This window comes from Streptomyces sp. NPDC058796 (genome assembly GCF_042745235.1).
Taxonomy (GTDB): Bacteria; Actinomycetota; Actinomycetes; order Streptomycetales; family Streptomycetaceae; genus Streptomyces.
Genome location: NZ_JBHYOP010000002.1, coordinates 133,156 through 146,877 on the forward strand (window position 1 = coordinate 133,156; position 13,722 = coordinate 146,877).

Sequence of the window (13,722 nt, forward strand, 5' to 3'; positions counted from 1 at the left end):
GAGGGAGATCTGGAGGGACCTGATGTCGGAGACCCGCTACTTCTTCAGCAACCCGGTGGCCGAGAAGGTGCGCGAGGAAGGCTGGGTGGAGGGACGTGAGGAGGGGCGTGTCGCGGACATGGACCAGCTCGAGGTCTGGGCCCAGCGTGCGGTGACCGCGGAGCGGGCCGAGGAGCTGTTCAGCGGTTGATGGACTGGATCTCCTGGACCTGCATGTCCTGCGTGGTCTCGAAGGTGCCGTCCGGGAGGTCGCCCGCGGTGCCGCCGGACCCTTCCCAGGAGATCTCCCAGGTGACCGACGCCTTCAGCTGGTACGGCTCGCCGTTCGAGGCGCGGAGGTAGCGGATGCCGCAGGGCGGGGTCTCGTCCGCCCTGCCCTTCGTGTACGGCGTGCCGATGGAACCGTCGGCGTTGATCTCGCAGTCGCCGGAGGCGGGGAAGGTCTCCGCGTCGTCCGTGCCGGGCTCCAGGTGGAGGGCGACCGGCTTGGCGGTCGTCTCCGCCCACAGGCCCGTGTTCGGGAGTTCGGCGCGGACCTTGACCTCCTTGAAGGTGCCCTTGTCGAGCCAGACCCAGGTGGGGAGGTTCACGGTGGACTTGGCGGCGGGCTTCAGCTCGACCTCGGTCTCGGGGACCCTGACCTTGTCGTAGGCGTACTCCGCGAGAGTCTGCGGTGTGGGGCTGTTCGGGTCGTTCGGCAGCTCACCCGCTTCGACCCAGAACATGATCCGGCCGCAGTCCCAGGAATCCGGGTCCGTGGGGTCGGGTGCGACGCCACGCCAGAAGTGTCCGTCCTCGCCGAGGTTGTAGTCCTCGTAACCTTCCGCGGAGCTGTTGGTGGGCGAGTTCAGATCGAAGTTGTCCGCCGGCTTCCCGTCTCGGTAGTGGTCGGTCCACAGCCCCTTGCCCCACCAGGACTCGTGGATGCCCACGTCGCCCCCGCTGTCCGTCTCGACGAAATGCTTGAGCTGGGCGGGTGTGAAAATGGGTTCGTACCAACAGGCCGGAGGTTCCCAGTCGGGGTCGACCGTGCCGAGGTTGCCCTGCTCGCCACCGCCGTCGCCCCCGCTCACGTACGTCACCTGGATGTGAGAGACCGAAGCCGACAGTGTCCCGTCGCCGGTCGTGTTGCCACTCGGCTGGTCGGCGGGCGGCACCGTGGTGTTGTCCTCCGGGCCCGCCGCGTGTGCGACCCCTGCGGGCCCCAGGACGGCCGCTGCGGCCAGAGCGGAGGCGCAGCGCAGAACGAGGGGCCTGGCGGTCATCGTCGGCACTCCTTCACTCGCCCCTGTACTTCGATCTGCAGGACCTTCCACATCTTCTGAGAGGCCTGCGGAGGCTTCATCAGGAGACGGAACTCCTGGTAGTCGTTGAGGCTGCCCTCGGTGTACTTGACCTTGTTGGTCTTGACGTTCTTGCCGAAGAACTTGCTCTGGTCCCGGCACATCGTGACGAGCACGCCACCGGAGTCCCCGACGTCATCGGTCCGGGTCTGGTAGTAGCTGTCCGTTCCGGTGGCGGTCCACTCGTCTTCCACCCACGCCTGGATCTGCTGCTTGGCGTACTTGGCGGCATTGCCGAGCGAGTAGAACTGGTAGGCGGGGTCCTCCGGGTCCTGGGCGGTGATGCCGTGGTTCAGAGCCAGGATGTAGTTCTTGGCGTTCTCAAGTGCCGCCGCGTGACGGTCTTCGGGCGGTTGGGGGGCGTCGAATTCGACTTGCAGGTCGCCCGGCAGGCTCAGGTCCGGTTGGTCGGTATCCGCGGGCGCGGACGCCGAGGCCGAAGGGCTGCTCGTCCCTCTGTCCGCCCCCTTGATGTCCTCCGACGACGAGTCGTCCCCGCCCCCGCCGCACGCGGTCAGGAGCAGTGCCGCCGTCGCGGTGAAGGTGGCGGCGGTGATGGTGAGGGCGCTGCGGGCCACGGTTGTTCCCCCCGGGGTACGGCGTTGCGAGAGGGAACGAAGCTATCAGGGGGTGGTGCAGGGGGCCTGGCCGGTTTCTGGGGATTGTGTGGGGGCGGTGAAGGGGCCGACGGCGTTACGGGGCAAAAGGTGTTAAGCAGACGGATGTCGCGGTGGCCTGCTCACGCGGGCCTTCGACGGTGTCGGCGGTAGTCCATAAGATCTCTGTAGGCTCAGCACATCCCTCATACCGGACGCTTCCGCGTCCTCCCCGACACGGCCCACGACCCAGGACACCGCCCATGCCGCGACGCCGCACCTCAAGCTCCGCAAGCTCGACGGCTCCCTCGGCGGCACCGAGGAACCGGACGCCGCAGCCGGTGCGGGTGCGGCGGCGGTCGTTCGGGGACTTCGTCAAGGCGTTCCTCGCGTTCGTCGTGCTGCTCGTGCTGGTCGTCGGGGTGCCCCTCGCGCTGGCCATGACCGCCGGGTGGCCGCTGCCGGGCGGGGCGCCCAGCCTCGACTGGCTGCAGCGTGAGATCACCGTCCATACCTTCCTGAACATCCTGACCGTCGTCGTCTGGTTCGCCTGGGCGCAGTTCACCGCCTGCGTGCTCGTCGAGGTCAAGGCCGCGCTGTCCGGCGTCGGGGTGCCGGGGCGGGTGCCCGGGTCCGGGCCCAGTCAGCTGCTCGCCCGGCAGCTCGTCGCCGCGCTGCTGCTGGTCGGCGCCACCGCGGCCAGCCTCACGCCGGGGCTGTCGCAGCTCGGGCAGAGCATGGAGGGGAACCAGAAGCCCTCCGTGGCGGCGGCGCAGCAGACGCCGGGGATCTTCGCCCAGCAGCAGGAGCAGGCCGCCGGGACGGCGAGCGCCGTCGCCGAGCAGGCCGGTCAGGCCGCGGCACGAGCGGACGGTGCCTCCGCCGCGCACGGCGACACGAAGTACTACCGGATCCAGCCTCCCGAGGGACGCCACCACGACTCCCTCTGGGAGATCGCCGACCGGCACCTCGGCGACGGACGCCGGTACAAGGAGATCTTCGAGCTCAACAAGGACCGTGTGCAGCCGGACGGGTCCAGGCTGTCCGAGGCCAGCCTCATCCGGCCTGGATGGATCATGGAGATGCCCGGCGACGCCCGTGGCGGCGAGCTCGTCGAAATGCCCGACGAGGCGCCGAACGTCTCCGAGCAGGTGCAGCAGCAAATCAGCGACTACGCCCAGACCGGCGACCACGCACAGGGCGGTGGCGGCGGTGCCGGCAGTGGTGCCGCCCCCGGGGCCGGTGCCCAGGGCGGTGGCGACAACGCCCAGGTCTCCCTCCCCGAGCAGCGGCCCGCGCCCGCCACCGGACACGAGCAAGCCACCCCCGCCGCGGCCGGCCACTCCTTCGGCCTCCCCGAAGCCCTCCTCGCCGCCCCCCTCCTCGCCGCCGGTCTCCTCGGCGCCCTCGGCCGCCGGCGCCGGCAGGCGCTGTGGCAGTCGGCACTCGGCAGCGTCGGCGGGCGGCGCGGCATGGAGCCGCCCACACCGACCGGCGACGCCCAGGACGTGCAGGACGCGCTGCTCGTCGGCGCGGATCCCGAGGGCGTACGCCTGCTGGACCGGGCGCTGCGCGGGCTCGCCGCCGCACTCGCCGCCGAGTCGCGGCCGTTGCCGGTCGTGTACGCGGCCTGGATGGGTGGCAACGGAGACCTGCACCTGCAACTCGCCCAGCCCGCCGGGAAGCCGCCGACGCCCTGGCAGCTCGGGCAGGACCAGACCTTCTGGATGCTGGCCCGCGCCGACGCCGAGCGGTACGAGGACGCCGACACCGCCGCGCCGTACCCCGGACTCGTCAGCCTCGGCACCATGGACGACTCCCGGCTGCTGCTGAACCTGGAGTCGGTGCCCGGCATCGTCTCGCTCGGCGGCACCGAGGCCGACCGGACCGCCGTCTTCGCGTCGGTCGCCGCCGAACTGGCCACCAACGGCTGGTCCGACCGCATGACCATCACGCTCGTCGGTTTCGGGGACGACCTCACGCCGCTCGCGCCCAACCGCATCCGGCACCTCGACGGGTTCGAGGACCTCTTCGAGACCATGTCCGCCGAGACCCGGCAGCGGCGCGGCGCGCTCGGCGCCGCCGGACACGACTCCGTCCTCACCGGCCGCACCGGGCCCGCCCAGCACACGCGTTGGGCCCCGCACCTCGTCCTGCTCGCCGCCCAGCCCTCCGACGAGGACGCCCTGCGGCTCGCCGAACTCGCCGCCGACGCCAGTCGCCTGGGCATCGGCTACCTCGTCGGCACCGAGGGCACCGACCTCCCGGGCGCCGCCTGGGAGATGCAGATCACCGGCGAGGGCAAGCTGCTCGCGCCGCTCCTCGGGCTGGAGCTGGAGGCGCAGATGCTGCCGGCCGCCCAGCAGCGGGCCGTCGTCGAGCTGTTCACCGACGCCGACCCCGAGCGCGGTCCCGGAGGGGCCGGGGGGTCGGGTGGCGCGGCCAACCGCCCGCCTTTCCTCGTCGACATCAGCGAGCAGGGGCGGCCCGCCGTGTACGCCCGCCTCGTCGGGCCGTACGAGATCATCGGTCTGGACGCGCCCGACGGCGACCGCAGCGCCCTGCTCCACGAGGCGCTGGCGCTGCTGCTGCTGCACCGCGAGGGCGTCCACCCGCGCGTGCTGTCCTCCGCGCTGTGGCCGCGCGGCGTGACGGCGGACGTGCGCGACGCGCTGCTGGAACGGCTGCGGGCGTGGCTCGGGACCGATCCCGACGGCACCCCGCGGCTCGGCACCGACGCCACGGGACGACTGACCCTCGCCAAGTCCGTCGTCTCCGACCTCGACGTCCTGCGCTCCCTCTACCACGAGGCCACGCAGGGCCGCGGCGCCGGCAGCCGCCAGGTGCGCGGACGGCTGCTCACCGACGCGTTGGTACTGGTGCGCGGGCCGCTGCTCGCCGACCGGCCCGAGGGCCGCTACCGCTGGCTCACCCACGAGATCGTCGACGCCCAGCTCCCGCTGCTCGTCGCGGACACCGGGCTCGCGCTCTCCGAGTTCCACCTGGAGAAGAACCGCGCGGAGAAGGCCATCGAGGCGCTGAACGCGGCCCTGCGCACCGCCCCCGCCGACGAGCGCCTGTGGCACGAACTGCTGCGCGCCACGCACGCCACCGACGACACCGACCGCCTCCACGCCCTGGCCGCCGACCTCGTCGACCGCAGCGGCGCCCGCGGGCTGCCGCCGCGCACCGAGGCGCTGCTGGACGAACTGCTGCCCACCTGGCGCGACCGCGTCGCGGCGGCGGGATGAGCCTCGGCCTCCTGGTCGTCCTCGTCGCCGCGCTGTGGGGCGTGGTGGCGGGGGCGCTGCTGCCGCGGGCCGCGTACCGGTTCTCCGCCCCGTCGGGGGAGGCGTGGCGCGAGCGGTGTCCGCAGGAGCATCCCGTGCCGGGCTGGCTCGGGCGGGCCCGGTGCGGGCAGTGCCCGGCCGGCCGGGCGTCCTACGGCCCCCGCACCGCCGCCCTCGCCACCGTCACCGCCCTCGTCTGCGCCGCCCTCGCCGCTGCCACCGGGACCCGCCCGGAGGTGGCGGTCTGGCTGCTGCTCGCCCCGGTCGGCGTACTGCTGGCCGCCGTCGACCTGCGGGTACGGCGCCTGCCCGACCCCCTCACCCTGCCGCTCGCCGGCGCCGCGCTCGTCCTCCTCGGACTCGCCGCGCTCGTGCCCGAGCACGCGGGGGAGTGGACCACCGCCGTGCTGGGCGCCCTCGCCCTCGGCGGCGGCTACGGCGTCCTCTTCGTGATCAACCCGGCCGGCATGGGCTTCGGCGACGTGAAGCTGGCCCTCACCGCCGGGGCCGTCCTCGGCTGGTACGGCTGGCCGACCCTGATGCTCGGCACCTTCGCCGGATTCCTGCTCGGCGCGCTGTACGGCGGCGCCCTCGTCGTCGCCCGGCGGGCGGGGCGCAAGACGGCCATCCCGTTCGGGCCGTTCCTGATCGCCGGCGCCTTCCTCGGCGTCCTGGCCGGGGCCTACGCGGCCTGACGACCGACGGACAAAACCCCTGGCGTACGCTGGTCGCGTCTGTCCACAACCCTTACGAACCTTGCGAAAGGGACGCCGGTGACCGAGAAGGCCGACCTTCAGCCCATCCTCGACCGCGCCGCCGCCGGTGGGCGGATCACCCCCGAAGAGGCGCTCGACCTCTACCGGGACGCCCCGCTGCACGCGCTGGGCGCCGCCGCCGACGCCGTACGCAGGCGCAAGTACGCCGGCAGTGAGCACATCGCGACGTACATCATCGAGCGCAACATCAACTACACGAACGTGTGCGTCACGGCGTGCAAGTTCTGCGCCTTCTACGCGGCCCCCAAGGACACCAGGAAGGGCTGGAGCCGCGACCTCGACGACATCCTGCGCCGTTGCGCGGAGACGGTCGAGCTGGGCGGCACGCAGATCATGTTCCAGGGCGGCCACCACCCGGACTACGGCGTCGAGTACTACGAGAAGCACTTCGCCGCCATCAAGAAGGAGTTCCCCGAGCTGGTCATCCACAGCCTGGGGGCGAGCGAGGTCGAGCACATGGCGCGGATCTCGAAGGTGTCGGTCGAGGAGGCGATCCAGCGCATCCACGCCGCCGGGCTCGACTCCTTCGCCGGGGCCGGGGCGGAGCTGCTGCCCGAGCGTCCGCGCAAGGCGATCGCCCCGCTCAAGGAGTCCGGCGAGCGGTGGCTGGAGATCATGGAGATCGCCCACAACCTGGGTGTGGAGTCGACGTCCACCATGCTCATGGGCACCGGCGAGACCAACGCCGAGCGCATCGAGCACCTGCGGATGATCCGGGACGTGCAGGACCGCACCGGCGGCTTCCGCGCCTTCATCCCGTACACCTACCAGCCCGAGAACAACCACCTGAAGGGCCGTACGCAGGCCACGCTCTTCGAGTACCTGCGGATGATCGCCGTCGCCCGGGTCTTCCTCGACAACGTCGCCCACATCCAGGGTTCCTGGCTGACCACCGGCAAGGAGGTCGGCCAGCTCTCCCTGCACTACGGCGCGGACGACCTCGGCTCGATCATGCTGGAGGAGAACGTCGTCTCCTCCGCGGGCGCCAAGCACCGGTCCAACCGGCTGGAGATCATCGACCTGATCCGCAAGGCGGGGCGCGTCCCGGCGCAGCGGGCCACGACGTACGAGCACCTCGTCGTGCACGACGACCCGGCGAACGACCCCGTCGACGAGCGCGTCGTCTCGCACATCTCGTCCACCGCCATCGAGGGCGGCACGGCCCACCCCGAGCTGAAGCTGCTCGCCCCCAACTGAGGCCGTCGTGCTCACGATCCACGCCTGTGAAGCCTCGCCCGAGACGGCCGTCGTGGTCGACGGCGCGCAGCTCGCCGCCGTCGGCCCGTACGAGGCACTGGCCGCCGACCACCCGCGGGCGCGGGTGCGCCGGTGGCCCGGCATCCTGACGCCCGGACTGGTCAACCCGTACGGCCCGGAACTGCTGGAGCAGGCGTACCACCCCGACCCGCGGGAGGCGGACCGGCTGGGCACCGAGCCGATCTTCGGGGAGCGCGCGCTCGCACTCCTCGGTGCGAACCCGTCAGCGCGGGGCGCCAGCGCACGCCGAGGGGTACAGCGCATGCTGGCGCACGGAACGGTCGCCGTCGCCGGTGAGCTGCGCAGTCGCGCGGCGCTGGACGCGGTACGCGGGGCGGGGCTCGCTCTGGCGGGGCGTCCGGCCGGCCTGCCCGGGCCCCCCTCCTTCTCGCCGGTTCCGCTCGTGCTGCTTCCTGGGCTCGCCCCCGGGAAACCCGCCCGGTTCGCGGTGTTCGACGTACCCGACCGGGCCGCGCTCGTGCGGGACGGCGCGTCCACGTGCGTGGTCACCGTCGTGGGCGGCCGTCTGGTGTACCGGGGGCGCTGAGCGCGCACGGTGACGCGGGCCGGGCGCGCCATGTCTCCCCCGTGCCGCGGCTCGCGCTCGGCTTCGCGGGGCTCGCCCGCCGCCGGTGGCCGTCCCGCTGACCGACCGGTGTGGGAGGCGCCCGCCTTCGCGGCGTACCTGCCGCTGGACAGCCAGTGGTTCCTGCTGGGGGTGGGCCGGGTCCTGACCGTGGTGTTCGTGGTGCTCTTGGGGGGTGAGGACGCAGCCGCGCGCAGGCGGCCGCGCCTGCCGCCGTGAGCCCGTCCGCGCCGGGAGGGACGCGTGCTGCAACAATGGGCCCGTGACCCGCGCCTCCCTGAACAAGCAGCCGCACGAAGTCGCCTCGATGTTCGACCACGTCGCGGAACGGTACGACCTGACGAACGCCGTGCTCTCGCTCGGCCAGGACCGGGCGTGGCGCAAGGCGGTCGCCCGGGCCGTCGACGCCCGCCCCGCGCAGAAGGTGCTGGACCTCGCGGCGGGCACGGCGACCTCCTCCCTGCCCTTCGCCCGCACCGGTGCCTACGTCGTCCCCTGCGACTTCTCCCTCGGCATGCTCCAGGTGGGCAAGGAACGGCACTCCTGGCTGCCGTTCACCGCGGGCGACGCGACCCGGTTGCCGTTCCGGGACGACACCTTCGACGCCGTCACCATCTCCTTCGGGCTGCGCAACGTGCAGGACACCGACGCGGCACTGCGCGAGATGTACCGGGTGACGCGGCCCGGCGGCCGGGTCGTCATCTGCGAGTTCTCGCACCCCACCTGGACGCCGTTCCGCACCGTCTACACCGAGTACCTGATGCGCGCCCTGCCGCCGGTGGCCCGCGCGGTGTCGTCCAACCCCGACGCGTACGTCTACCTCGCCGAGTCCATCCGCGCCTGGCCCGACCAGCCGGCGCTCGCCGAGCGGCTGGGCAAGGCCGGCTGGTCGAAGGTGGCGTGGCGGAACCTGACGGGCGGCGTGGTGGCGCTGCACCGGGGATTCAAGGCGGGCTGAGGAGCGCGCAGCACGGGGGTCCGCCCGCTTCTGGTTCTGCCGCGTCCGGCGCGTACTGGGACAGGCCCGCCTGGACCTCCTCGCGCGCGTCCGCGGCCGTCAGGCCGACCAGGCGCGGTACGCCTACGTCCCTGGGCGCCAGGCGCACGCACGGACGTCCCCCCAGCGGAACCCGGCAGAGCAACGCCGCCGCGCACCGCCCGGAAGCACCAAGCGGCTTACTGCGACCGTTGGTTGCGGTGACTCACCGGAGGTGCAGCGGGAGCCGGTAGCAGTGGCCCTGCTGTTGCGAGGCCGGGGTGGTGAAGACCTCGGCGAGGCGCATGCCCAGCCGCTCCGTCACCGCGATGGACCGGGTGTTGCGGGCGTCGACCATCGCGACCACCTCCGCGACGCCCGCGGCACGCACCCGTCCCAGCGTCTGCCGGGCCGCCGCCGTGACGTACCCCTTGCCCCAGTGCGCCCGCCCCAGGCGCCAGCCGATCTCGATCTCGCCCTTGGGGCCCCAGTCCTGGGGCCACGGCTGGGCGCCGGTGAAGCCGATGACCGTGCCCGCCTCGTCCACCATGGTCCACAGGCAGAAGCCGTGCTCCGCGTCGTGCCGGCGCTGACGGGCGGTGAGCTCCTCGTAGACCGACAGCTCCGCGGACCTCCCGCCGTGAAACTCCATGACGTCCGGATCGTCGAAGATCCGGTGCCAGGCGACCGCGTCCTCGTCGGTGGGAACGCGCAACCGTACAACGGGCAGAGCTCGGTTCACTGGGCAGCCCTTCAGCCGGGACATGGGTGTCGCTGAATAGACTGCCCATGACCAGTGCCGGTCGGCACGCAGATTTCGAACTTGGGGAGATCCCGCCGTGACCGTCGAGACTGAGCCACTCTCCGAGAACACCGCCGACGTGATCGTCGTGGGCGCCGGGCCGGCCGGCTCCACGACCGCGTACCACCTGGCCAAGGCGGGGCTCGACGTCCTGCTGCTGGAGAAGACCGCGTTTCCCCGGGAGAAGGTCTGCGGCGACGGCCTGACTCCCCGCGCGGTCAAGCAGCTCGTGGCCATGGGCATCGACATCTCCGAAGAGGCCGGCTGGCTGCGCAACAAGGGGCTGCGCATCATCGGCGGCGGCTCGCGCCTCCAGCTGGACTGGCCGGATCTCGCCTCCTTCCCCGACTACGGACTCGTCCGCAAGCGCGACGACTTCGACGAGCAGCTCGCCCGGCAGGCCCAGAAGGCCGGCGCCCGCCTGTACGAGCGCTGCAACGTCGGCGCGCCCGTGATCGACGACCGCACCGGCCGCATCACCGGCGTCCACGCCAAGCTGGGCGAGGACAAGCGCGAGGTCACCTTCCACGCGCCGCTGGTCGTGGCCGCCGACGGCAACTCCACGCGGCTTTCCCTGGCGATGGGCCTGCACCGCCGCGAGGACCGTCCGATGGGCGTCGCGGTCCGCACGTACTTCACCTCGCCCCGCCACGACGACGACTACCTGGAGTCCTGGCTGGAACTGTGGGACCGCCGCGGCGCCCAGGACCGGCTCCTGCCGGGCTACGGCTGGATCTTCGGCATGGGCGACGGCACCTCGAACGTCGGGCTCGGGGTGCTGAACACCTCGGACTCCTTCAAGGAGCTGGACTGGCGTGAGGTGCTGAAGGCCTGGTGCGCCTCCATGCCGGAGGACTGGGGCTACACCCCCGACAACATGACCGGCCCGATCCGCGGCGCCGCCCTGCCCATGGCCTTCAACCGGCAGCCCCACTACACCAAGGGCCTGCTGCTCGTCGGCGACGCCGGCGGCCTGGTGAACCCCTTCAACGGCGAGGGCATCGCCTACGCCATGGAGTCCGGCCAGATCGCCGCCGACGTCATCACCCAGGCCCACGCGCGGGCCACGCCGGCCCAGCGGGAGATCGCCCTCCAGCGCTACCCGCGCGTCCTGAAGGACACCTACGGCGGCTACTACACGCTGGGCCGCGCCTTCGTGAAGCTCATCGGCAACCCGAAGGTCATGCAGATCGCGACCCAGCGCGGCCTCACCCACCCGATTCTGATGAAGTTCACGCTCAAGATGCTCGCCAACCTGACGGACCCCACGGGCGGCGACGCGATGGACCGCATCATCAACGGACTGAGCAAGGTCGCGCCGAAAGCCTGATCAGCTCCCGGCCTTGGCCTCTTCCAGCGTCCTGGCGTTGGCCGCCCGGCGCGCGAACACCTCGTCGCGCCGGTCGGCCGACTGCCGCAGCGCCCGCTTGCGGTCGCGCGCGGAGAGCCGGTCCAGGTACACCTGACCGTTCACGTGGTCGGTCTCGTGGGCGAGGCAGCGCGCGAAGTAGCCGGTGCCCTCGACGACGAGCGGCTCGCCGTCCTTGTCGAGGCCCCGCACGACGGCCCGGTCGGGCCGCGGCACGGCCATGACGGCGCCCGGCACCGACAGACACCCCTCGCCCTCGTCCAGCAGACGGCGCCCGGCCGGGTCGAGGGGATCCAGCACCGGGTTCACGATGTGCCCGACATGTCGGGCACCCTCGTCATCGGGGCAGTCGTACACGAACAGGCGCAGATCGACCCCCACCTGATTCGCCGCCAGTCCGCAGCCGTCGGCGACGTACATCGTGCGGAACATGTCGTCGATGAGCGCGGCGAGGTCGGGCCCGAACTCGGTGACGTCCCGGCAGGGCTTGTGCAGCACCTCTTCGCCGACCTCGGTGATCCGTCGCACCGACCCGTGCCGGGCCTCGGGCGCGAGCGGGGGATAGGCGGCGCTGGGCCGCCCCTGTACGAACACGCTGGGCATGGTCTCTCCTTCGGCTCGTGGACGGGCCGGTGGAGGTCCGGCCCGTGCCGAGCATGCCAGGAGCGACCGCGGGGCCGCAGCCCTCGAACGGCTGCGGCCCCGCGTGCGGACGAGTCCGCGTCGTGCGTCTTCGGAGGTGCTGGGGTTCCGGAGTTACAGCACCCGCACCGCGCCGCTCGGCGGGTCGTACGACAGCGGCTTCAGGGCCACGCCGGTGGACGGGTTCTGCGCGCCGACGAACATGCCGTCGCCGACGTAGACGCCGACGTGGTACGCGCTGCCCGCGCCACCCCAGTACAGGATGTCGCCCGGCTGGAGGTTGCCCAGACCGACCTGGGTGCCGGCGGTCGACTGGGCCTGGGAGACGCGCGGCAGGTCGACGCCGACCTGCTTGAAGGCGGCCTGCACCAGACCGGAGCAGTCCCACGAGTTGGGACCGGTGCCGCCGGAGACGTAGGCGTCGCCGACCTGGGACTGCACGAAGGAGACGACCGCGGCGGCCGACCCGGTGGCCGACGAGGAGCTGCTGCCGACGCTGCTGCCCGAGCTGTCGGAGGACCCGGTGTCCACGGAGGCGCTCAGGGTGGCGCGCTCGGCGGTGCGCGAGGCGCGCTCGGCGGCCGCCTTGCGTGCTGCCTCCTCGGCCTTCTTCTTCTTCTCCTCCTCGGCCTTCTTCTTGGCCTCGGCGAGGTCCGCCTCGGCCTGCTTGGCGGCCTTGGCGGTGGCCGCGTCACGCTCGGCCTGCAGCTCGTAGCTCGCGGCCGCCTGCTGCGTGACGTCCGCGGACTGGGCGACCTGAGCGGCCAGGTTGGCCGTCAGGGTGGGCAGTTCCATGGTCTGCGTCACCGGCTCGGCCGCGTTGGCCGAACCCGACGCACCGGCCACTGCCAGGGTGCTGAGGACGCCACCGGCAACTCCGGCCCGCATCGCGATGGTCGACGCGCTGCGGCGGGGCTTCCGGTGGCTGCGTATGTGAGCGGTGTGGGACATAGGGACAACCGGTATCAGGAGCTCCTCCATACCTTCAAGAAACGTGGGCTGCGCCACAGTTGTTCAATCGGGCCTCGAATCCCGGGCGTGTCGCCCCTTATTGACGCCCTAACGGACATTGCGGGCGGCCCGTAACCACCCTGTGATCACGGACTTTGATCGTTACGCCCGAATTGCCCCGCGCTTACCACTTGTTGAGGCAGTTGGCCAAGCCCGGTTCTCAGACGCCTCTCATGAATGTGGCGCAGGTCACGGAACGGTTACCCCGTCGGCCGCGTCCGCGGCGCGTGACCGGCCCCCGCGGTCACCGCCGGGCGCTCGTGAACGCGCGCACGTGTCCACACCGCACCCCGCCCCTCCCTCTGATGTGTGAACACGCCCTCTATCAAGTGATCGAGTCCAGCGCCAGTTTGCATGCAAGGGAACCATCTTGATATTGAGACGCCCGCCGGGCCTCCCCGCTGGCCTGCGACGACGATCGAAATTGTCACCTCTGGTGATCACCTGAACGCTTCTTGTGTGAAGATCACCGCTCATCCGACTTCATGATCCTTCGTCAGGTGGTAGAGATCACAAAGCTTGTGCAATACCCCGTGTCGCAGATCACAGAGCGGCGGGCATAAGATGCGAGGCAGTTGGGCTTGTGACCTGCTTCACATGTTCGCGATCTTCGCCGGGACGAGCGGGGTTCGTGGGGCTGCTGGGGCGGCTGTGAGTCCGATGCAACCGCCAGCAGTCAGTGCCGACTGAGAGGAGCGAGGAGCGGTGAACGCGTATGCGCCCATCCTCGTACTGGGAGCCCTCGGGGCAGGCTTTGCGATCTTCTCCGTGGTGATGGCCACGCTGATCGGTCCGAAGCGGTACAACCGGGCGAAGCTCGAGGCCTACGAGTGCGGAATCGAGCCGACCCCCACGCCGGCCGGCGGCGGGCGCTTCCCCATCAAGTACTACCTGACGGCGATGCTCTTCATCATCTTCGATATCGAGATCGTCTTCCTCTACCCCTGGGCCGTCACCTTCGACGCCCTGGGGATTTTCGGGCTCGTGGAGATGCTGCTCTTCGTGCTCACCGTCTTCGTCGCGTACGCGTACGTATGGCGGCGCGGCGGCCTGGAATGGGACTGAGGGGCCTTT

14 protein-coding genes are annotated in these 13,722 nt (G+C 71.5%); 9 read left to right on the forward strand and 5 right to left on the reverse strand.

All coding sequences use genetic code 11. From position 1 onward, the window contains the following. Window positions 1-22 precede the first annotated feature (22 nt). The gene (locus tag ACFW47_RS05840) at window positions 23-190 is read left to right on the forward strand and encodes a hypothetical protein (RefSeq protein WP_386281779.1); all 168 of its coding nucleotides are present in this window, start codon (window positions 23-25) and stop codon (window positions 188-190) included. On the opposite strand, the gene ACFW47_RS05845 is transcribed toward ACFW47_RS05840, so the two are convergent. Further along, window positions 180-1,265, reverse strand: coding sequence for a hypothetical protein (locus ACFW47_RS05845; protein ID WP_386304949.1), 1,086 nt, complete (start codon window positions 1,263-1,265; stop codon window positions 180-182). The genes ACFW47_RS05840 and ACFW47_RS05845 overlap by 11 nt on opposite strands. Then, window positions 1,262-1,921: a hypothetical protein gene (locus ACFW47_RS05850; protein WP_386304951.1), complete on the reverse strand. Its 660-nt coding sequence runs from the start codon at window positions 1,919-1,921 to the stop codon at window positions 1,262-1,264. Before ACFW47_RS05850 ends, ACFW47_RS05845 begins: the two co-directional genes overlap by 4 nt. 281 nt (window positions 1,922-2,202) lie before the next feature. Here ACFW47_RS05850 and ACFW47_RS05855 point away from each other — a divergent pair, with 281 nt between their 5' ends. The 6 genes from ACFW47_RS05855 (at window position 2,203) to ACFW47_RS05880 (ending at window position 8,806) form a co-directional block, all read left to right on the forward strand. Continuing rightward, window positions 2,203-5,190: a BTAD domain-containing putative transcriptional regulator gene (locus tag ACFW47_RS05855; protein ID WP_386304953.1), complete on the forward strand. Its 2,988-nt coding sequence runs from the start codon at window positions 2,203-2,205 to the stop codon at window positions 5,188-5,190. Continuing rightward, window positions 5,187-5,924 (forward strand): prepilin peptidase, encoded by a 738-nt coding sequence (locus ACFW47_RS05860; protein ID WP_386304954.1) that lies wholly within the window; start codon window positions 5,187-5,189, stop codon window positions 5,922-5,924. The genes ACFW47_RS05855 and ACFW47_RS05860 overlap by 4 nt, the downstream gene beginning before the upstream one ends. Window positions 5,925-6,002: 78 nt before the next feature. Further along, window positions 6,003-7,202 (forward strand): cyclic dehypoxanthinyl futalosine synthase, encoded by a 1,200-nt coding sequence (gene mqnC, locus ACFW47_RS05865; RefSeq protein WP_386304955.1) that lies wholly within the window; start codon window positions 6,003-6,005, stop codon window positions 7,200-7,202. Between the two features lie 7 nt (window positions 7,203-7,209). Next, window positions 7,210-7,809 (forward strand): hypothetical protein, encoded by a 600-nt coding sequence (locus ACFW47_RS05870; RefSeq protein ID WP_386281767.1) that lies wholly within the window; start codon window positions 7,210-7,212, stop codon window positions 7,807-7,809. Window positions 7,810-7,917: 108 nt separating this feature from the next. Further along, a complete protein-coding gene (locus tag ACFW47_RS05875) occupies window positions 7,918-8,067 on the forward strand; it encodes a hypothetical protein (protein WP_386281765.1) in 150 nt (49 codons plus the stop codon). 43 nt (window positions 8,068-8,110) lie between these two features. Continuing rightward, on the forward strand, window positions 8,111-8,806 hold the full coding sequence (locus ACFW47_RS05880) for a demethylmenaquinone methyltransferase (RefSeq protein ID WP_073725332.1): 696 nt from the start codon (window positions 8,111-8,113) through the stop codon (window positions 8,804-8,806). A gap of 244 nt (window positions 8,807-9,050) precedes the next feature. Here the strand turns inward: ACFW47_RS05880 and ACFW47_RS05885 are convergent, their stop codons facing one another. After that, on the reverse strand, window positions 9,051-9,566 hold the full coding sequence (locus tag ACFW47_RS05885; RefSeq protein ID WP_386304957.1) for a GNAT family N-acetyltransferase: 516 nt from the start codon (window positions 9,564-9,566) through the stop codon (window positions 9,051-9,053). Window positions 9,567-9,663: 97 nt separating this feature from the next. Between ACFW47_RS05885 and ACFW47_RS05890 the strand changes: the two genes are divergently transcribed. Then, on the forward strand, window positions 9,664-10,956 hold the full coding sequence (locus ACFW47_RS05890; protein ID WP_386281760.1) for a geranylgeranyl reductase family protein: 1,293 nt from the start codon (window positions 9,664-9,666) through the stop codon (window positions 10,954-10,956). Here ACFW47_RS05890 and def read toward each other — a convergent pair whose 3' ends face one another. Both def and ACFW47_RS05900 read right to left on the reverse strand, forming a co-directional pair. Continuing rightward, on the reverse strand, window positions 10,957-11,598 hold the full coding sequence (gene def / locus ACFW47_RS05895) for a peptide deformylase (RefSeq protein WP_386304958.1): 642 nt from the start codon (window positions 11,596-11,598) through the stop codon (window positions 10,957-10,959). A gap of 153 nt (window positions 11,599-11,751) precedes the next feature. After that, window positions 11,752-12,588 (reverse strand): C40 family peptidase, encoded by an 837-nt coding sequence (locus ACFW47_RS05900; protein WP_386304959.1) that lies wholly within the window; start codon window positions 12,586-12,588, stop codon window positions 11,752-11,754. 765 nt (window positions 12,589-13,353) lie between these two features. Here ACFW47_RS05900 and ACFW47_RS05905 point away from each other — a divergent pair. Next, the gene (locus ACFW47_RS05905) at window positions 13,354-13,713 is read left to right on the forward strand and encodes an NADH-quinone oxidoreductase subunit A (RefSeq protein WP_003974383.1); all 360 of its coding nucleotides are present in this window, start codon (window positions 13,354-13,356) and stop codon (window positions 13,711-13,713) included. Window positions 13,714-13,722 lie beyond the last annotated feature (9 nt).

Excerpts from the sequence above, each read along its gene's own strand:
- ACFW47_RS05845 (WP_386304949.1), bottom strand. The coding sequence starts at position 1,265 with ATGACCGCCAGGCCCCTCGTTCTGCGCTGCGCCTCCGCTCTGGCCGCA.
- def (WP_386304958.1), bottom strand. The coding sequence starts at position 11,598 with ATGCCCAGCGTGTTCGTACAGGGGCGGCCCAGCGCCGCCTATCCCCCG.
- ACFW47_RS05860 (WP_386304954.1), top strand. The coding sequence starts at position 5,187 with ATGAGCCTCGGCCTCCTGGTCGTCCTCGTCGCCGCGCTGTGGGGCGTG.
- ACFW47_RS05840 (WP_386281779.1), top strand. The coding sequence starts at position 23 with ATGTCGGAGACCCGCTACTTCTTCAGCAACCCGGTGGCCGAGAAGGTG.
- ACFW47_RS05900 (WP_386304959.1), bottom strand. The coding sequence starts at position 12,588 with ATGTCCCACACCGCTCACATACGCAGCCACCGGAAGCCCCGCCGCAGC.
- ACFW47_RS05855 (WP_386304953.1), top strand. The coding sequence starts at position 2,203 with ATGCCGCGACGCCGCACCTCAAGCTCCGCAAGCTCGACGGCTCCCTCG.